At 66.2% G+C, this 17,337-nt stretch carries 17 protein-coding genes; 10 read left to right on the forward strand and 7 right to left on the reverse strand.

Translation table 11 applies throughout. The annotated features are described in order from the left end of the window. Nucleotides 1–16: 16 nt before the first annotated feature. The 4 genes from ASD87_RS18985 (at nucleotide 17) to ASD87_RS19000 (ending at nucleotide 4,801) form a co-directional block, all read left to right on the forward strand. Complete coding sequence (locus ASD87_RS18985) at nucleotides 17–1,453, forward strand: aldehyde dehydrogenase family protein (RefSeq protein WP_056325087.1); 1,437 nt, start codon at nucleotides 17–19, stop codon at nucleotides 1,451–1,453. A gap of 27 nt (nucleotides 1,454–1,480) precedes the next feature. Next, nucleotides 1,481–2,233, forward strand: a complete 753-nt coding sequence (locus ASD87_RS18990) for a glucose 1-dehydrogenase (RefSeq protein WP_056325089.1) — start codon at nucleotides 1,481–1,483, stop codon at nucleotides 2,231–2,233. 101 nt (nucleotides 2,234–2,334) lie between these two features. Continuing rightward, nucleotides 2,335–3,459 (forward strand): zinc-dependent alcohol dehydrogenase family protein, encoded by a 1,125-nt coding sequence (locus tag ASD87_RS18995; RefSeq protein ID WP_056325090.1) that lies wholly within the window; start codon nucleotides 2,335–2,337, stop codon nucleotides 3,457–3,459. 37 nt (nucleotides 3,460–3,496) lie between these two features. Next, nucleotides 3,497–4,801, forward strand: a complete 1,305-nt coding sequence (locus ASD87_RS19000; protein ID WP_056325091.1) for an ABC transporter substrate-binding protein — start codon at nucleotides 3,497–3,499, stop codon at nucleotides 4,799–4,801. A 74-nt stretch (nucleotides 4,802–4,875) separates the two neighbouring features. Here ASD87_RS19000 and ASD87_RS19005 read toward each other — a convergent pair whose 3' ends face one another. Both ASD87_RS19005 and ASD87_RS19010 read right to left on the reverse strand, forming a co-directional pair. Continuing rightward, a complete protein-coding gene (locus ASD87_RS19005; RefSeq protein WP_056325094.1) occupies nucleotides 4,876–7,227 on the reverse strand; it encodes a cytochrome P450/oxidoreductase in 2,352 nt (783 codons plus the stop codon). A 152-nt stretch (nucleotides 7,228–7,379) separates the two neighbouring features. Further along, nucleotides 7,380–8,369 carry a tripartite tricarboxylate transporter substrate binding protein gene (locus ASD87_RS19010; RefSeq protein ID WP_056325097.1) on the reverse strand — a complete coding sequence of 330 codons (990 nt, stop codon included), beginning with the start codon at nucleotides 8,367–8,369 and terminating at the stop codon, nucleotides 7,380–7,382. Between the two features lie 161 nt (nucleotides 8,370–8,530). Here ASD87_RS19010 and ASD87_RS19015 point away from each other — a divergent pair, with 161 nt between their 5' ends. Both ASD87_RS19015 and ASD87_RS19020 read left to right on the forward strand, forming a co-directional pair. Further along, nucleotides 8,531–9,385 (forward strand): IclR family transcriptional regulator, encoded by an 855-nt coding sequence (locus ASD87_RS19015; protein WP_056325099.1) that lies wholly within the window; start codon nucleotides 8,531–8,533, stop codon nucleotides 9,383–9,385. An 89-nt stretch (nucleotides 9,386–9,474) separates the two neighbouring features. Further along, the gene (locus ASD87_RS19020) at nucleotides 9,475–9,756 is read left to right on the forward strand and encodes a helix-turn-helix domain-containing protein (RefSeq protein ID WP_056325101.1); all 282 of its coding nucleotides are present in this window, start codon (nucleotides 9,475–9,477) and stop codon (nucleotides 9,754–9,756) included. A gap of 28 nt (nucleotides 9,757–9,784) precedes the next feature. On the opposite strand, the gene ASD87_RS19025 is transcribed toward ASD87_RS19020, so the two are convergent. Both ASD87_RS19025 and ASD87_RS19030 read right to left on the reverse strand, forming a co-directional pair. After that, nucleotides 9,785–10,825, reverse strand: a complete 1,041-nt coding sequence (locus ASD87_RS19025) for a DUF2235 domain-containing protein (protein ID WP_056325104.1) — start codon at nucleotides 10,823–10,825, stop codon at nucleotides 9,785–9,787. A gap of 316 nt (nucleotides 10,826–11,141) precedes the next feature. Beyond that, on the reverse strand, nucleotides 11,142–11,567 hold the full coding sequence (locus tag ASD87_RS19030) for an organic hydroperoxide resistance protein (RefSeq protein ID WP_056325106.1): 426 nt from the start codon (nucleotides 11,565–11,567) through the stop codon (nucleotides 11,142–11,144). Nucleotides 11,568–11,808: 241 nt separating this feature from the next. Between ASD87_RS19030 and ASD87_RS19035 the strand changes: the two genes are divergently transcribed. Continuing rightward, the gene (locus ASD87_RS19035) at nucleotides 11,809–12,555 is read left to right on the forward strand and encodes a 5'-methylthioadenosine/adenosylhomocysteine nucleosidase (protein ID WP_056325109.1); all 747 of its coding nucleotides are present in this window, start codon (nucleotides 11,809–11,811) and stop codon (nucleotides 12,553–12,555) included. A 3-nt stretch (nucleotides 12,556–12,558) separates the two neighbouring features. Here the strand turns inward: ASD87_RS19035 and ASD87_RS19040 are convergent, their stop codons facing one another. The 3 genes from ASD87_RS19040 to ASD87_RS27525 all read right to left on the reverse strand — a co-directional run bounded on the left by ASD87_RS19040 (nucleotide 12,559) and on the right by ASD87_RS27525 (nucleotide 14,830). Beyond that, the gene (locus tag ASD87_RS19040) at nucleotides 12,559–13,890 is read right to left on the reverse strand and encodes an ATP-binding protein (RefSeq protein WP_056325113.1); all 1,332 of its coding nucleotides are present in this window, start codon (nucleotides 13,888–13,890) and stop codon (nucleotides 12,559–12,561) included. Then, nucleotides 13,887–14,627, reverse strand: coding sequence for a response regulator (locus ASD87_RS19045; RefSeq protein WP_056325116.1), 741 nt, complete (start codon nucleotides 14,625–14,627; stop codon nucleotides 13,887–13,889). Before ASD87_RS19045 ends, ASD87_RS19040 begins: the two co-directional genes overlap by 4 nt. 71 nt (nucleotides 14,628–14,698) lie before the next feature. Then, the gene (locus ASD87_RS27525) at nucleotides 14,699–14,830 is read right to left on the reverse strand and encodes a hypothetical protein (protein WP_255357275.1); all 132 of its coding nucleotides are present in this window, start codon (nucleotides 14,828–14,830) and stop codon (nucleotides 14,699–14,701) included. 172 nt (nucleotides 14,831–15,002) lie between these two features. Between ASD87_RS27525 and ASD87_RS19050 the strand changes: the two genes are divergently transcribed. The 3 genes from ASD87_RS19050 to ASD87_RS19060 all read left to right on the forward strand — a co-directional run bounded on the left by ASD87_RS19050 (nucleotide 15,003) and on the right by ASD87_RS19060 (nucleotide 17,312). Beyond that, entirely contained in the window at nucleotides 15,003–15,689 is a 687-nt protein-coding gene (locus ASD87_RS19050; protein WP_056325945.1) for a cytochrome c biogenesis CcdA family protein, read from the forward strand. A gap of 17 nt (nucleotides 15,690–15,706) precedes the next feature. Further along, entirely contained in the window at nucleotides 15,707–16,225 is a 519-nt protein-coding gene (locus ASD87_RS19055) for a thioredoxin family protein (protein WP_056325118.1), read from the forward strand. A 106-nt stretch (nucleotides 16,226–16,331) separates the two neighbouring features. Next, entirely contained in the window at nucleotides 16,332–17,312 is a 981-nt protein-coding gene (locus tag ASD87_RS19060) for a tripartite tricarboxylate transporter substrate binding protein (protein WP_056325121.1), read from the forward strand. The last annotated feature ends 25 nt before the right edge of the window (nucleotides 17,313–17,337 follow it).

Raw genomic sequence — 17,337 nt, forward strand, 5'->3', positions numbered from 1 at the left:
CCACGGAGACATTTCCATGACGCAGATGATTATCGGCGGCCGCCAGGTCGATGCCCAGGACGGGCGCACGATCGAGGTCGTTTCCCCCGTGGACGGCGAGGTCTTCACCACCATCCCGCGCGGTCAGCAGACCGACGTGAACGCGGCAGTGCAGGCCGCGCGCGACGCGCTGGAAGGCGCGTGGGGCGACATGACCGCGCTGGAGCGCGGCCGCCTGCTGATGCGCCTGGGCGAAAGCGTGCTGGCGCACCACGAAGAGCTGGCGCAGCTGGAGTCGCGCGACACCGGCAAGCCCATGTCCACCGCGCGCGGCGACATCACGGTGCTGGCCCGCTACTTCGAGTTCTACGGCGGCGCGGCCGACAAGGTCCATGGCCAGACCATCCCGTTCCAGAAAGACTATTCGGTGCAGCTCATCCGCGAGCCGCTGGGCGTCACCGCGCACATCATTCCGTGGAACTATCCCGCGCAGATGTTCGGCCGCAGCGTGGCGCCGGCGCTTGCCATGGGCAACGCCGCGGTGGTCAAACCTGCCGAGGACGCCTGCCTGTCGATCGTCCGCGTGGCCGAACTGGCCCTGGAAGTCGGCTTTCCGCCGGGTGCGCTGAACATCGTGACGGGCCTGGGCGAAGAAGCCGGCGCCGCGCTGTCGCGCCATCCCGGCATCAACTTCATCACCTTCACCGGCTCCAACGAAGTCGGCGTGCTGGTCCAGCAGGCGGCCGCCCTCAATGCGGTCAAGTGCGTGCTGGAACTGGGCGGCAAGTCGGCGCACATCGTGTTTGACGACGCCAACTACAAGCTCGCCATTCCGGCCATCGTCAAGGGCATCGTCCACAACACCGGCCAGACCTGCACGGCGGGCAGCCGCCTGCTGGTGCAGAAGGGCATCTACGCGGACTTCATGAAGGCGCTGGGCGAGGAATTCTCGAAGGTGCGCGCCGGCACGCCGGACATGGACCTGACCTGCGGACCCGTCGTCAACAAGGCGCAATACGACCGCGTCAACCGCTATATCGCCAAGGGGCTGTCCGACGGCCTGAAGGTGGCTGCCGAGGGCGGCATCGCGGACGGCGTGCCCAAGGGCGGCTTCTTCGTCAAACCCACGCTCTTTGCCGCGGCCAATCACGACAGCGACCTGCTCACGCAAGAGATCTTCGGGCCCGTGCTGGTCGCGCTGCCCTTCGCGGACGAGGCCGAGGCCATCCGCCTGGCCAACGCCACGGACTACGGCCTGTTGGGCGCGGTCTGGACCGAAAACGGCGGGCGCCAGCAGCGCGTGGCGCGCGGCATCAAGTGCGGCCAGGTCTACATCAACGGGTTTGGCGCCGGTGGCGGCGTGGAGCTGCCCTTCGGCGGCGTGAAGAAAAGCGGCCATGGCCGCGAGAAGGGCTTCATCGCGCTGGAAGAAATGAGCACGACCAAGACCCTGATTCAGTTCTATGGCGAGTGATCGCCGCGCACAATACGGAGACAGAAAATGAGCCAGTTGCAAGGCAAGGTTGCCATCGTCACGGGCGGGGGCAACGGTTTCGGCGAGGGCATCGTCAAGCTTTACGCCAAGGAAGGCGCCAAGGTCGTGATCGCCGACATCAATAAAGAGGCCGCCGACCGCGTGGCTGCTGAAATCGGCGATGCCGCGCTGGCCGTGAAGGCCGACGTGTCGAGCCGCGCCGACATCGAAAACGTGGTGCGCGCCGCGCTCGACAAATTCGGTACCGTGGACATCGTGGTCAACAACGCCGCCATCACCCACAAGAACCAGCCGATGCTGGACGTGGACGAGGCCACCTTCGATCGCATGTTCGACATCAACGTCAAGTCGATCTACCACATGGCGCAGGCCGTCGTGCCCGTCATGCGCAAGCAACGGCGCGGCGTGATCCTGAATATCGGATCGACGGCCGGCATCCGTCCGCGCCCCGGGCTCAGCTGGTACAACGCGTCCAAGGGCGCGGTCAACGTGCTGTCCAAGTCGATGGCCGTGGAGCTGGGCGGCGAAGGCATCCGCGTCAACGCCATCTGCCCGGTCATGGGCGTGACCGGCATGTTCGAACTCTTCATGGGCCTGCCCGACACGCCCGAGAACCGCGCCAAGTTCGTCTCGACCATTCCGCTCGGCCGCTTCTGCCAGCCGTCCGACGTGGCCGCGGCCGCGCTGTTCCTGGCCAGCGATGCCGCCGAGTTCATCACCGGCGTGGAGTTCCCTGTCGACGGCGGCCGCACGGTGTAGGGTTGGGCGCCGGCTTGCCGGGGTCGCAAGACCCCGCTCGCGCCGGCATGCCGGATGCCGCGACCGCCCGCGGTCCGGATCACTTCTGTGGATGAAGACGCATGAAAATCAAAGCGGCGTTATTGCGGCAAGTGGGGGTCGAAGGACCGTATGCGCAGTCCCGGCCCCTGACCATTGCGGACATCGAACTGGACCCGCCGGGCGTTGGCGAGGTGCTGGTTAGAATCCGTGCGGCAGGGCTGTGCCATTCGGACCTGTCCGTCATCAACGGCGACCGGCCGCGCGGCGTGCCGATCGTGCTGGGCCATGAATCGTCGGGCGAAGTCGTCGAGACCGGCCCCGGCGTCACGGACCTGAAGGCCGGCGATCACGTCGCCATGGTGTTCGTGCCCAGCTGCGGCTGCTGCAACCCCTGCATGGAAGGCCGGCCCGCGCTGTGCGAACCCGGCGCCGTCGCCAACACGAAAGGAACGCTGCTGGGCGGCGAGCGCCGGCTGCATATCGGCGACGAATACATCAACCATCACACCGGCGTGTCCTGCTTTGCGGAATACGCCGTGGTGTCGCGGCGCTCGTGCGTCAAGGTGAATGTGGAACTCAGCCACCGCGAGGCCGCGCTGTTCGGCTGCGCCGTGCTGACCGGCGCCGGGGCCGTCATCAACCGCGCCCGCATCAAGATGGGCGACACGGCCGCGATCGTCGGGCTGGGCGGCGTGGGCCTGAGCGCACTGCTGGCTGCGGTGGCCGCGGGCGCGCGCCGGGTGGTCGCCATCGACCTCAGCGACGAGAAGCTGGCGCTGGCCAAGGAGCTGGGCGCCACGCACCTCGTCAACCCAAAACAGATCAAGACCGACGACGACCTCATGGATCTGGCCGGCGGCCGCGTGGACTTCGGCTTTGACATGGCCGGCGCCGTGCCGGCCTTCGAAACCGCCTACAAGCTCACGCGCCGCGGCGGGGCGACGGTTACCTCCGGCCTGCCCAATCCCAAGTTCAGTTTTCCGCTGTCGTTGTCGCAGATGGTGGGCGAAGAGCGCGAGATCCGGGGCAGCTACCTGGGCTCGGGCGTGCCCGCCATCGACATCAGCCGCTACATCGACCTGTACAAGGCCGGCCGCCTGCCGGTCGACAGGATGATGGGGCGATCGTTTTCGCTGGACCAGATCAACGAGGGGTTCGATCACCTCGCCACCGGCGGCAGCCTGCGCGACGCCATCGTTTTCTAAGGGCACAGACCCGATCAACAACACTGGAGACAACACCATGAAGACCTCAAGACTGGCGGCCTTGCTGGGCGCCACCCTGCTGTCGGGCCTGGCCACGCTGGCCATTGCCGCCGACAAGCCCAAGGAACTGAACGTCGGCATCTCGACCTTCCTGTCGGGTTCGGCGTCCGTGTTCGGCGTGCCGGCGCGCGATGCGGCCGACATCCTGATCGAAGAGATCAACGCGGGCGGCGGCATCGACGGCGTCAAGATCGTGCCCAGCTACATCGACGAAGGCGGCGGCGGCGAAAAGCTCTTATCCGAATACCGTCGCCTGGCCGAAGGCGGCACGCGCGTGATGCTGTCGGCCATTTCCAGCGGCCACTGCAACATCGTCGCGCCCGTGGCCGAGGACCTGAAGGTGCTGAACGTGCTGTGGGACTGCGGCACCGAGAAGGCGCTGGAAGGCAAAAAGTACAAGTACGTCGTGCGCACGCAGGCCAACGCCACCACCGAAATGGTCGCGCAGGTGCTGTACCTGATGAAGGTCAAGCCCGACTTCAAGACCATCGCCATCGTGAACCAGGACTACGCCTGGGGCCGCGATTCGCGCGACATCTTCCTTGCCGCGCTCAAGAAGTTCAAGCCCGACGTCAAGGTCGTCGCCGAGATGTTCCCCAAGTTTGGCGCCGCCGACTTCTCCACCGAAATCAGCCGCCTGCAGGCGCTGCGCCCGGATGTCATCGTCTCCACCTCGTGGGGCGGCGATCTGGACAACTTCGTGCGCCAGGCTTCGCAGCGCAACCTGTTCAAGAACTCCACCTTCGTGCTGTCGCTGGCCGAAAGCTCGCTGGAACGCCTGGGCAATGCCCTGCCCGAAGGCGTCCTGGTCGGCGCGCGGGGCGATCACTACTTCCTGCATCCGGAAACCAAGGACGATCCGAAGCACCAGGCCTTCGTGAAGAAATTCCACGACAAGACCGGCGCCTATCCGATCTACTCGGTCTATCACATGGTGCAAGGCATCTACGGCCTGAAGGCCGGCTACGAAAAGGCCATCAAGGACAACGGCGGCAACTGGCCCACCCCTGAACAGGTCGCGGCCGCCATGCACGACGTCAGCTTCAAGGGCTACGGCCGCGAAGTGAAGATGCACCGCGCCGACGGCCAGGCCTTGGAAGCACAACTGTTCGGCGTCACCAAGAAGAGCGACAAGTACCCGTTCAAGGTCCTGTCCGACATCACCATCGTGCCGGCTGAGCTGGTGACGCCGGGAGTGACGGATACGTCGATGGCGTGGATCGAAAAGAGCCTGACGCCTGAGGTATTGAAAAGCGACCAGATCAAGGTGTTCCCGAACTGATCGGGACGGACTGAGCAAGCAGCAGTGTGTGTAGTGCAGGGATGGCCCCGGCGTGAGCGCCGGGGCGTTTTTTTCTACAGCTCCAACACCACCGTCTTCCCCCCGCAAGACCGCGAGCAGCACGCCATCATCTTGTTGTTCGCCTCGCGTTCCGCCCGCGTCAACACCACGTCGCGGTGGTCGATGTCGCCTTCCAGCACGCGCACCTCGCACGACCCGCACAGCCCTTCCTCGCAATCGCTCTGCACATCGATGTTGGCGCCACGCAATGCCGTCAACAGTGTCTGGTCCGCGGGCACGGTGATGACGATGCCCGAATCCTTCAGCACCGCCTCAAACGCCTGTTCCTTCGACGGATCCAGCGTCCCAAGCGTCGAATGGAAGTGCTCCACCCGCAGCGCATCTTCCGGCCACGCCGCGCAGCAATCGGTCAGCGTATCCAGCAGCCCTTGCGGACCGCACGCATATACCTGTGCGCCCGCGCGCGGTTCGGCAAGCAGGGCGGCGTAGTCGGCGCGACTGCCTTCGTCCTTGACGTGCAGATGCAGCCGGTCGCCGTGCAGCGTCGCCAGTTCGTCCGCCAGCGCCATGCAACCGCGCGATCGCCCGCTGTAATGCAATTCATAGTCCAGCCCCAGTTCACGCGCACGCCGCGCCATCGCGCTGATCGGCGTGATGCCGATGCCGCCCGCGATCAGAATGAGCTTGGAAGCCGACTCGTCCATTCGGAAGTGATTGCGCGGGCCACGGATGCGCAGGCGCGCGCCGGGCGTGGCGTTCGCGTGCATCCAGGCCGAGCCGCCACGGCCATCCGCCTCGCGCAGCACGGCAATTTCAAACACGCCGGTCTCGGCCGGGTCACCGCACAGCGAGTACTGGCGCGACAGGCCGGTGTCGCCGCATTCCACGTCGATGTGCGATCCGGGCTTCCAGCGGGGCAGGGGCTTGCCGTCGGGTGACACCAGACGCAGCCGCAGGATGCCGTCCGCGGCCTGCTCTGCGCTTTGCACCACGACGGGCCGGGTGATGGCGTGCGATGAAGGCTCGCCGATGCGCACGGGATGCCTGTTTTCCAGCAGGGATGGGTTCGCGCGCTCCGGGTTCTGCGCTGCATCCCATTCCACCCACAGGTGTTCCGGTCCGCGGAACGAGGTGTTGGGCACATAGGTGAAGGACTGTTCCGCCAGCTTCAAATGCGGCAGCCGCCGCGTCAGTTCTTCCAGAAAGATCTGCATCTCCATCCGCGCGAGGTTCTTGCCCATGCACTGATGCGAGCCATAACCGAACGTGAGCTGATCGCTCGCATTTTCGCGGCGGATGTCAAAGAGGTCGGCGTCTTCGAACTGGCCTTCGTCATGGTTGGCCGACGAGGTCACGATCAGCAGCTTGGAGCCGGCCGGAATCGCAACGCCCGCGATTTCGACGTCGCGCGTGGCCAGGCGGCGCCACGCGGCAACCGATCCGTTGTGACGCAGGCATTCCTCGACCGCGTTGGGGATCAGGTTCGGATCCTCGCAGATCTCGCGCCAGGCCTGCGGATGCTGCAACAGCAGCTTGATGGCATTGGCCGACGCATTGGCCGTGGTCTCGTGCGCCGCCACGATGCCGGCCATCATCATCGAATGCAGGTACGAATCGGTGACCACCTCCGGGTGCGTCTGCTGCTTGCGCAGGCCGTATTGCATCCAGCCGGGGCCGGACGGATCCTGCCGCATCTTGTCCAGGATCTTGCCGGCCAGCTGCCAGAAGTTGCCGACCGCATGCGCAACGGCGACCTGCTCCTCGGGCTTGGGGCGGCCCCAGGTGTTCACCGTGTGCGCGATGGAATATTGCCGCAGCAGGTCCATGTCTTCTTCGGGCACGCCCAGAAAGTGCAGCGCCACGGTCAGCGGCACTTCCCACAGCATCTGGTCGACGAGATCGGCGCGCCCGTCGTCGATAAAGCGGTCCACGTATTCGCGCGTCAGGCGACGCACCATGGGTTCGTGATGCTTCAATTCCTCGGGCGTGAACGGGTCCATCAGCACGCGTCGGCGCGGCATGTGCGCGGGCTCGTCCTCGTTCACCAGCGTGCGGTTCATGGCGTAGCCGTACGAGGCCAGCACCGCGTTGGCCTCCGGCCCCGTCGGCGTGATCTTCTCCAGCGCGATCGACGGGCTGAAGGTGATGTTGTCGCGGAAGATCGCTTTGATGTCGTCGTAGCGCGTCACGACCCAGTAGCCCAACTGCGGGCTGTAGAACACCGGCTCCTGCTCACGCGCCCAGCGCACGTACTCGGGCGGGTCCTGCTGGTAGCCGTCGCCAAAAGGGTCGAACGCCGCGGCGCGCGGGCTGACCGGACAGCCCGTCGGGCTTTGCGCGGCGGACAGCGCGGCGTGATCGATGGGACAGCCCGAGGGGCGCGGCGTGGCGGATGCTTGGTTCATGAGGTCGTTCCGTGTGTTCGTCTTGCGGGCCCGCCGCGGGGTGCGGCACATACTTGCGGCATATGCATGCGGCGGGCCGGTGGTGCGGGGTTTAACGTGATGCGGTCGAGCGTGATGCCTAGGCCGGCATGACGCTCATTCCCGCGTAATGCTCAATCCAGCGTGATGCCCAGATCTTTGATCAGCTTCTGCCAGCGGGCGCGTTCGGCCGTCAGCATCTCGGCGTATTGCGCGGGCGTGTTGCCGATCGGCTCGATGCCGAACTCCACCAGGCGCTGGCGCGTGGCCGGGTCATTGATGGTCGCGACCACCTGCTTGTTCAGGGCGTCGATCACCGGCTTGGGGGTGGCGGCCGGCACCACCACGCCGACCTGCGCGGCGGCTTCCACGTTCTTCAGGCCGATCTCCGCGAACGTCGGCACGTCGGGCAATTGCGGCAGACGCGTCGGATTGGCGACCGCCAGCGCCTTGACCTTGCCGCCGTTGATGAAGCCGGCGCCGGCGGCCAGGTCCACCATCATCGCGGGCACCTGACCGCCGGCGACATCCGCCAGCGCGGGCGAGGCGCCACGGTACGGCACGTGGGTCATCGTCAGGCCGGCCTCGACCTTCAGCAATTCCATCGCCAGGTGGTGCGGGCTGCCGGCGCCGGCCGAGGCGTAATCCAGGCCTTCCTTGCGTCCCTTGGCTTCGGCCAGGAACTCCTTGGCCGAGTTGACCTTCATGGCCGGGCCGACCACCAGGATCATCGGAAACCGTCCCATCAGCGTGACCGGCGCCAGATCCTTCGCCGGGTCATACGACAGCTTCTTGTAGAGGGCGGGGTTGAACACCAGCGTGCCGTTGTCGGCGGACAACATCGTGTAGCCGTCGGCCGGGGCGCGCGCCGTTTCCGACGCCGCGATTGCCGTGTTGCCGCCCGGCTTGTTCTCGATCACCACCGGCTGGCCCAGGCGTCCGGTCAGGCCTTGCCCGATGCTGCGCGCCAGGAAGTCCGACCCGCCGCCAGCGGCATACGGCACGATCCAGCGCACGGGCTTGGACGGGTAATCGGCAGCCGCCTGCTGCGCGGACGCGCTGGCACAAGCCAAGAGGGGCAGGGCCATCAGGCCGGCCAGGATGTGGTGTTTAACACTGCGCATGGACAAGTCTCCTCGTTGTGGAATGTCAAAAGTGCATTCCTTGTTTGCGTAAAGCATATACGCAATGCGTAATTTTTGAAGAAGGGTTAACCTTAGTGCCGCTCCAGGCTTTCGGCCCTTCGGTTGCCGGCGAGCGCCTGCCCTCGGAGTTGTATTCCCCCATGCGCAAAGCCGCCTTGCCGCCCGAATCCGACCTCGCGTCTGATCTTGAATCCGCCGAAGCCCCGGCCGTCCGGCCTCGCGAACGCCGGCAGCGGGTCCAGGCCGCGGAAACCGGCATGTCCGTCCTGAAAGGCCTTGCTCGTCTGGGCGGCCGCGCGAGCCTCACGGCGCTGGCCGCCCACGTCGGCGAAAGCCCCGCCAAGGTGCACCGCTACCTGATGAGCCTCATTGCCGAGGGCCTGGTCGACCAGGAAGTGGCGACGCAGCAGTACCACCTGGGCCTCGAAGCGCTTTATGTAGGGGTAGCCGCCATGCGCCAGGCCGACCCGCTACGCATCGGCGAACCCGCGCTCGTTCGCCTGCGCGAAAGCCTGGCCGTCACGTGCTTCATTGCCGTCATGGGCAACAAAGGTCCCACCATCGTGCGGTTTGAGGAACCCGGCCTGCCGGTCACGGTGAACGTACGCGTGGGGTCGGTGCTGTCGATGCTGTGGTCGGCGACGGGACGCGCGTTTCTTGGCTTGCTGGACGAGGCGCCCGTGCGGGCGCTGGCGGAGGCTGAATTGGCCAGCGCGCCTGCCGAGCAGCGAGAGCTGCTGGATCGCGACGATCCCATCGGCGTCTTGCGTCGAGACGTGCGGGCGCTGGGGTGCGCCACGGTGAAGGACACGAACCTGCGCGGCATCAGCGCCGTCTCGGCGCCGCTGTATGACCATACTGGACGGGTCTGCGCGGTATTGACGGCGCTGGGCGCGACCGGCGGTTTTGACGTTTCCGAGGGTGGGGCAGTGGTGGCCGCGGTAAAGCGCGAGGCGCTGGCGGCCAGTGTGGCGTTGGGGTATGTGGCGGGGTGATCCTGCGCAGAAGCCCCACAGATTCAGACCAATCCTCATCGACACTCCAATCGCGCCTTGCGACAGTGTTCGATGAAGGAGCTAAAACCGTGAGCAAGCAACGATACGACAGCGTGTGGGACGCGATCGAAAGCACGCCAGCGGAAGCGGAAAACATGAAGTTGCGTTCCGCGCTCATGATGGCATTGACGAGTCACCTGGCGCAGTCGGGGATGAGCCAGGCCCAGGCCGCCCGCCTATTTGGAGTAACGCAGCCCCGCGTGTCGGACCTGATGCGCGGCAAGATCAACCTGTTTGGGCTAGACGCTTTGGTCAACATGGCGGCGGCCGCCGGGCTGCGTGTGGAAATGCGCCTGCACGAGGCTGCCTGATCAACCCTCGTATTTCGTGCCGGAAGCTTTACCTCCCCACCTCCAACTTCCCCAACGCATCCCGGAAATCCGGATACTCCTTCAGAAACGCCTGATTGCGCTCGAACCGCCGGACCAGCCGATCATCGATCGTCAGATTCAGGACCATGTCCTTATCCCACACCCGCGGCCGCCGTTTCACCGGAATCGGCACCTTCTCCGTGAATTCCTTATACGAATCATGCGGTTCGCACTGTTCGTAATCCGTCGAGATCCGCTGCACCGTCCCCGCCTCCAACCCCGCCTGCCGCGCCTTTTCCTGTAGCCACGACGCCGGTAGCGTCTGCAGGCTTCCATCCTGATATCCGCCACCCACGTCGGAATGCGCGCCGATGAACCAGCGTTGCTCGACGGGCAGGTTTGCGGGTCGTGGCGGCGAGCCCGCGCGGCGGGTCCAGAGCGTGGGGAAGTACGGCTCGCGGTATTCGTTGGTGGCGATGGCGTGGTACGCGTTCAGGACGTGGTTGCTCAGTTCCGTGTCGTGAAAGTTGTAGAAGCTGGAAAAGCCGGGAAACGAGATGCCGCCCACGGGGATGCCCAGGCTGCCCACGGTGTCCCAGACGCCGACGAAGTGCAGGTCGGTGTCGCGCGAGAAGCGGTCGCGGAAGGCGGCGGCTTCCAGGGATGACGGGGTGCAGTCGTCGCGGTACAGCGCGTAGGCCTCGGACACGTTGGCCTCGGTGGCTTCATTGAGCAGGCCGCATTTGCGCACCATGCCCGCGAGGCTGCGTGCGGAGTAGGCGCCGCGGCTGAAGCCGAAAAGAAAGATGCGGTCGCCGGGCTGGTGACGCTGGCAGAGCCAGCGGTAGCCTTGCCGGATGTTGGCTGACAGGCCTGCGCCGAACGCGCCGCCCATGAATTTGTCGATGGCTGCCCATAGGCCCTGGCCCTGCGTGCCCACACCCTCGATGTAGAGCGTTTCCTGCGTGCTGGTCTCGGGCGCGGCTTTATAGAGCTCGTAGACGTTGGTGCGGTCGTTGGGTTCGTTCCACGTGCCGTCGAAGAAAACGGCGAGGTTCTTCTTGACCATGATCGTCTCCCCACACACAGATAAAGGCTTGCGATACCTATGCCGCTGGCCGGGACAACGCCTGCGTGAGGCAAGCTAGCATGCGCGGCGATCGCAGCAGGGCGCGGGGTTTCCCTGCTGCATGTCCGTACACCACCTTTTTGCCTAGCCCGAGGCGGGCGTCATCCTGAATTGCACGGGAAAACAGCCGATCCGCCGATTGCTGGAGTACGCCGTCACTACCGCATCAGTAGCAATCCAGGACGGGCAAGGTTGGTATCCGATCCGTGCAAAAAAGCGGCCCGCAGGCCGCCTATCCAGGGCACTTGAAACCGGGTCAGACGATCTGGAGCTGCACGTCGACGTTGCCGCGAATCGCGCGCGAATATGGGCAAAGCTGATGCGCCGCTTCCACAAGCAATTGCTTCTGTTCGCCAGACAGTCCCGGCAGCGACACGGCCAGCGTGACGCCCAGCGCGAAATGGGCGCCATTGTCGACTTTGCCCAGCGACACGCTGGCGTCGATGGCGATGTCGCGCGGCACGGTGATGCCGTGGGTGGCGCCGGCGCGCTTGATGGCGCCCATGAAGCAGGCGGAATAGCCCACGCCGAAGAGCTGCTCGGGATTGGTGCCGGGTTTGCCGGATCCGGGCGTGCTGAGCGTCACGTCCAGCGCGCCGTCGCTGCTGCGTCCGGCGCCTTCGCGGCCGGCGGTGGTGTGGGTGTGGGCGGTGTAGAGGATCTGCTCAAGGGGCTTTGCCATGATGACTCCGAAATAGGGGGCGCGGCGTGGCCGCATCCTTGGGGTTGGGAGCCTGCATTGCATCAATCGGCTGTATCGGTCATGTGTCGCCGGCAGGGCTGGCTCGCGTCACCGCGTATCCAGGCAACGCGCCGATACGCTGCGATACGAAGCCCCGTCATTGGCGGGTAAGGCTGCATTGGAGTATGTTGCGCGCTGGCGGCACGGGCCGCGCAACGCAACGATCACGGAAACACCACACATGGGACGTCTCGCCATTCTGGGCGCGCTGCACGAAGAGATCGCCGACCTGCTGGCGGCCATGGACCCCGGCGCGCAAACGCGCCGCATCGCCATGCGCGATTTTCAGGTGGGCACGCTGTGGGGCACGCCGTGCGTCATCGCGCTCAGCCGCATCGGCAAGGTGGCCGCGGCGGCGACGGCGTCCATCGTCATCCAGGAATTTGGCGTGACGCGCGTGCTCTTCACCGGCCTGGCGGGCGGCCTGCATCCGCAGGTGCGCGTGGGCGACGTGGTCGTGGCCGACGCTTTGATGCAGCACGACATGGACGCGCGTCCCTTGTTCGGCCGCCATGAAATCCCGCTGTTGGGACGCGAACGCTTCGATACCGATGCCGCCCTGAGCGCGCTGCTGCTGGACAGCGCCCGCGACTTTGCGGGCAAGGGCGGCCTGCCGACGGCAAGCGCCACGCCGCGCGTCCATCATGGTCTGATTGCGACGGGCGACATTTTCGTGAACGACAACGACCTGGCGCACACGCTGCGCGAGCGTCTGCCCGATGCCCTGTGTCTGGAGATGGAAGGCGCGGCGATGGCGCAGGTGTGCCACGAGTTCGGCGTGCCGTTTGCCGTGATGCGCGTGATTTCCGACAGCGCCGATCACACGGCGAAGACGGATTTCACGGACTTTCTGGTGAATCTGGCGCGGCTGTACACCGCCGGCATCCTGAAGCCGTTGCTGCAATCGGGCGCGCTGCGCGACGCCTGACCGTCAATCCTTGGAAGGCAGCGGCGCGATGCGCACTTCGGCCGACAGGCCGCCGCCATCGCGGTTCGACAGGATCAGCGTGCCGCCAAGCGCCTGCGCCAATTGGTGCGCGATGGCCAGTCCCAGTCCGGTGCCGCCCGTGTCCCGGTTGCGGGAGCTTTCCAGGCGGTAAAAGGGTTGCAGCACGGCGTCCAGCTCCGCCGCCGGGATGCCCGGGCCGCGATCCAAGACAAGGATGGACAGGGTGGCGTCGTCCCGCGCGGCCACGCGCACATCGGCCGCGCCCGCGAACTTGAGCGCATTGTCGATGAGATTGCCCAGGATGCGCCGCAGCGCATGCGGGCGCGTCATCAAGGGCGGGACGGAGTCGCTCAGAAGCGTCACGGCCTTGCCCGTGTCCTGGTAATCGCAGACCAGGCTGTCCAAAAAAGCGTTCAGATCGATGCGGGCAGTTTGCTCGGCCTTGCCGTGCGCGCTGCGGGCGTAGTCGATGCCTTCGCGCACCAGCCGTTCGACTTCGTTCAGGTCCTGCGCCAGCTTGTCGCGGTCGGCGGACGGGTCCATGAATTCGGTGCGCAGTTTCATGCGGGTGATGGGCGTCTGCAGGTCGTGCGAGATGGCGCCCAGCATCTGCATGCGTTCGGCCAGATGCGCCGCGATGCGGTCCTGCATGGCGTTGAAGGCGACGGCGGCGTGGGCAACCTCGGCGGGGCCGGCCTCGTCGAGCAGCGGGCTTTTCTGGTCGGGGTCCAGTTCCTCGGCGGCGCGCGCCAGGCGCGTCAGCGGCCGCACGGCCAGACGCACCGCCAGCCAGGCGCAGCCGGCCAGCAGCAGCAGTTGCACGGCAAGCACGCCGAAGAGCCACGGCGCCGGTTGCATCCGCGACAGCTCGATGTCCAGGATGGCGGGCTGTCCGTCGGTCAGCACGACGCGCGCCTGGATGTGGCGGGGGTCGTCCGCCATCGCGCGGACGGTGACGGGGCGCGCGGGGCCGAGCGCCGCCTCGATCGACTGCGCGGCGGTGCGCGCGGCATCCAGGGAGAGCGGCTGGTCGGCCTTGCCGTCGCCCAGCAGGTACTGACGGTTGTTGCTGGACAGGCGCGGCAGCCACGCCGGGCGCTCGGCGGCGGGCAGGCGGTCCAGGATGTCCATGGCGATGGCGACGTCGCGCTCCAGGTCGCCCAGCATCATGTTGCGGGTGGCGCTGTAGCGCTCGTAGAACAGCGAGGCGAACGACAGCCCGTAGGCCAGGACAAGCCCGGCGACAAAGATCAGGAACAGCCGCACGACAAGCGTGCGGGGCCAGGCTTGGCGGCGCGCGGACGTGCCGGTCATGGCTCGCCTTCCGAGACCTCGACCGCGGCGGAAAACACGTAGCCTTCGCTGCGCACGGTCTTGATGTACCGGGGTTCGCGGGCGTCTTCACGCAGGCGCTGGCGCAGGCGGCTGACCAGGAGGTCGATCGAGCGCCCGAAGAAGTCGGCGTCGCGGCCCTGCGTCAGGTTAAGCAGCTGGTCGCGGTTCAGCACGCGCTGGGGGTGGTCCAGGAAGACGCGCAGCAGCCGGTATTCCGCGCCGCTGAGCGCCACGATGGTGCCGTCGGCGTCCAGCAGATGGCGCGCCGTGGTGTCCAGCCGCCAGTCACCGAAGGCGATCTCGCGGCCCGGCTCGGTCACCTGGAAGTTGGGCGGCAGCATCCGGGTGCGACGCAGGATGGCCTTGATGCGCGCCAGAAGCTCGCGCGCCACGAAGGGCTTGACCAGGTAGTCGTCCGCGCCCATCTCCAGACCCAGCACGCGGTCCATGTCGTCGCTGCGCGCCGTCAGCATCAGGATCGGAATGCGGCGATGCTTGCCGCTGCGCAGTTCGCGGCACAGCACCAGGCCGTCGTCGCCGGGCATCATGATGTCCAGCACGATCAGGTCGACCGTCAGGCTGTCCAGCAGCGACCGCATCTGCCGCCCGTCGGCCGCCAGCGTGACCGTCAGGCCGTTCTTGCGCAGAAAGCCGCCCGCCAGTTCGCGAATCTCCCGATCGTCGTCCACGATCATGACGTGGTCTGTGTGGTCCATTTGCGGATGCCTTCTTGGTGGGTGAGGGCGGCGCGCGCTGCGCGCCGGCGGGGTTCAGGAATTCTATCGGCCTAGCGGTCGCCTGGGGGCAGGGGATCGCGGCGCGGACGGCTGTTGGAAATGAGCTGGCATTGGAAGGGCTTGGCGGCCTCGGCGGTAAAGCCGCCAAAGAGCAGCAGCAGGACGGCAAGCAGGCGTTTCATGAGGGGCTCCGGTGCGGGGTGTGAACGGGTTATAGCGCCGGGCCGCTCGCGGAGTGTGTCGTACTGTATACGCCCGGGCGGCGGATACACGCGCTTGAAAAAATCCGCCGATCCGGCACAAGCCGGATACGTGCGGCGGGTGCAATGGGGTCACTTTCCCAAGGACGACCCCATGGACCTCATCAATACTCCCATCGCGTTGCTTGCCGGCATGCTGACCATTGCGTCGCCCTGCGTGCTGCCTCTGTTGCCCGTGCTGCTGGGCACCTCGCTGGAACGGTCCGGCCGCCTGCGTCCCTTGTTTGTCGTGTCCGGCTTCGTGCTGGCCTTTGCGGGCCTGGGCATCGCGCTCAGCCTGATTTCCAACCTGAATGAACACGTGCACGAAGCCGTGCGTTCGACCTCGATCGTCCTGTTGGCGCTGTTCGGCCTGGCGCGGATCTGGCCCGGCCCTTACGACCGCCTGATCGCCCGCATCGGCGGCCCGCTGCAGCGCCTGTCCGCGGCGGGCGGCACGGGCAGCGGCAATGCGGGCGGCTTCGTGCTGGGCCTGTCCCTGGGCGCCGTATGGACGCCGTGCGCAGGCCCCGTGCTGGCTTCCATTCTGGTGCTGGCGGCCAAGGCGCAGGATCTGGTGCAGTCCAGCACGTTGCTGCTGGTGTTCGCCATCGGCGCGGGCGTGCCCATGCTGGTGATCGCCTACGGCGGGCAGGCCATCGCCACCCGCGTGCGTGGCCTGTCGCGCTACACGCACCGGTTGCAGCAAGGCTTCGGTGTGCTGCTGGTCCTGACCGCCATCGCCATCTACTTCCAGTACGACGTCCTGGCCTACGCCTGGATCACCAACCTTTTCGCCTGACCTTCAAGGAGTTCGCCATGTTTGCCACGTTCAAGAAGATAGCCCTGGGCGCGCTGATTGCCGCCTCCCTTATGCAAGGCACCGCGCAGGCCGCGCCGGCGCAGGCCCCGGAATTCACGGGAATCGAAAAATGGCTCAACAGCGAGCCGCTGACCATGGAATCGCTGCGCGGCAAGGTCGTGCTGGTGGATTTCTGGACGTACACCTGCATCAACTGCATCCGCACGCTGCCGTACGTCACGAGCTGGCACCAGAAGTACAAGGACCAGGGCCTGGTCGTCGTGGGCGTGCACACGCCGGAGTTTCCGTTCGAGCGGTCCACGCCCAATGTCGAAAAGGCACTGCAACGCTTCGGCATCACCTATCCGGTGGCGCAGGACAACCGCTACGCCACCTGGACCGCCTACCGCAACCAGTACTGGCCCGCGGCCTACCTGATCGACAAGCAGGGCAAGGTGGTCTACACCCACTTCGGCGAGGGCCGGTACAAGGAAACCGAGGCCGAGATCCAGCGGCTGCTGGCCCAACCCGGCTGAGCCGGGGCCAGACCCCGCGCAAACCAGATATGCGATCCCGCGCATAGCCCCGGCCCGGTCCCGCGCCTACCATGCTGCAAACACAAGAACGAAGTTTGGAGACAGCATGAAAATCGCAAGTGCGCTGACCGCGGCCGGGCTTTGTCTTGGCATGGGGCTGATTTCCGCGGCGGGGGCCGCGTCCACCTATCCCGACCGGCCCGTGCGGCTGGTCGTTCCGTTTCCGGCGGGCGGGGCCACCGACCTGATGGCCCGCGCCCTGGCGCAGGGCCTGGGCGAGAAACTGGGCCAATCCGTCGTGGTGGAGAACCGGGGCGGCGCCGGCGGTGCGATCGGCGCCGAGGCGGTGGCCAACGCCGCGCCGGATGGCTACACCTTGCTGTACTCGACCATGGGGGTGCTGACGATCAACCCCACGCTGTACGCCAAGCTGCGCTACGACCCGCAGAAGAGCTTTGCGCCGATCGCGATGACCAACCTGACCGCGAACTTGCTGGTGGTGAATCCGGCGCTGCAGGTGAACTCGGTCGCGGAGCTTGCGGAACTGGCCCGCAAGAAGCCGGGCGAGCTGACCTTCAGTTCCTCGGGCAGCGGCACCACCAGCCATCTGTCGGGCGAGATGTTCAAGTCCACGGCCGGCGTGGATATCCGCCACATCCCGTACAAGGGCACGTCTGGGGCGATCAACGACTTCATGGCCGGTCGCATCTCGATGATGATCGACACCTCGTCCAACTTTGTCGAACAGGTCAAGCAGGGCAAGGTCAAGGCGTTGGGCGTGACCAGCCGCCAGCGTCTGGCGGCGTTGCCCGACGTGCCGGCCATCTCGGAGTCGCCGGGCTTCGAATCCTTCGAAGTCAGCTTGTGGTCAGGCGTGCTGGCGCCCGCGGGCACGCCGCGCCCGATCATCGACCGGCTGAATGCGGACATCAAAAGCGTGATGCTGGCGCCGCAGATGGTCGAGCGCATGGCCGGATACGGCATCCAGACAACCTACAGCACGCCCGAGGCGTTTGCCGAACGCATCCGCGCCGATACGCAGAAATGGGCGCGGATCATCGAGGCCTCCGGCGCACGCGCCGACTGAGCGCCAGCCCGTCTCGCCATCGCCG

The sequence above is a fragment of the Achromobacter sp. Root170 genome, from assembly GCF_001428165.1.
Classification (GTDB): domain Bacteria; phylum Pseudomonadota; class Gammaproteobacteria; order Burkholderiales; family Burkholderiaceae_B; genus Achromobacter; species Achromobacter mucicolens.

Coding starts and splice junctions, on each gene's coding strand:
- ASD87_RS18985 (WP_056325087.1), top strand. CDS start 17: ATGACGCAGATGATTATCGGCGGCCGCCAGGTCGATGCCCAGGACGGG.
- ASD87_RS18990 (WP_056325089.1), top strand. CDS start 1,481: ATGAGCCAGTTGCAAGGCAAGGTTGCCATCGTCACGGGCGGGGGCAAC.
- ASD87_RS18995 (WP_056325090.1), top strand. CDS start 2,335: ATGAAAATCAAAGCGGCGTTATTGCGGCAAGTGGGGGTCGAAGGACCG.
- ASD87_RS19000 (WP_056325091.1), top strand. CDS start 3,497: ATGAAGACCTCAAGACTGGCGGCCTTGCTGGGCGCCACCCTGCTGTCG.
- ASD87_RS19005 (WP_056325094.1), bottom strand. CDS start 7,227: ATGAACCAAGCATCCGCCACGCCGCGCCCCTCGGGCTGTCCCATCGAT.
- ASD87_RS19010 (WP_056325097.1), bottom strand. CDS start 8,369: ATGCGCAGTGTTAAACACCACATCCTGGCCGGCCTGATGGCCCTGCCC.
- ASD87_RS19015 (WP_056325099.1), top strand. CDS start 8,531: ATGCGCAAAGCCGCCTTGCCGCCCGAATCCGACCTCGCGTCTGATCTT.
- ASD87_RS19025 (WP_056325104.1), bottom strand. CDS start 10,825: ATGGTCAAGAAGAACCTCGCCGTTTTCTTCGACGGCACGTGGAACGAA.
- ASD87_RS19030 (WP_056325106.1), bottom strand. CDS start 11,567: ATGGCAAAGCCCCTTGAGCAGATCCTCTACACCGCCCACACCCACACC.
- ASD87_RS19035 (WP_056325109.1), top strand. CDS start 11,809: ATGGGACGTCTCGCCATTCTGGGCGCGCTGCACGAAGAGATCGCCGAC.
- ASD87_RS19040 (WP_056325113.1), bottom strand. CDS start 13,890: ATGACCGGCACGTCCGCGCGCCGCCAAGCCTGGCCCCGCACGCTTGTC.
- ASD87_RS19045 (WP_056325116.1), bottom strand. CDS start 14,627: ATGGACCACACAGACCACGTCATGATCGTGGACGACGATCGGGAGATT.
- ASD87_RS27525 (WP_255357275.1), bottom strand. CDS start 14,830: ATGAAACGCCTGCTTGCCGTCCTGCTGCTGCTCTTTGGCGGCTTTACC.
- ASD87_RS19050 (WP_056325945.1), top strand. CDS start 15,003: ATGGACCTCATCAATACTCCCATCGCGTTGCTTGCCGGCATGCTGACC.
- ASD87_RS19055 (WP_056325118.1), top strand. CDS start 15,707: ATGTTTGCCACGTTCAAGAAGATAGCCCTGGGCGCGCTGATTGCCGCC.
- ASD87_RS19060 (WP_056325121.1), top strand. CDS start 16,332: ATGAAAATCGCAAGTGCGCTGACCGCGGCCGGGCTTTGTCTTGGCATG.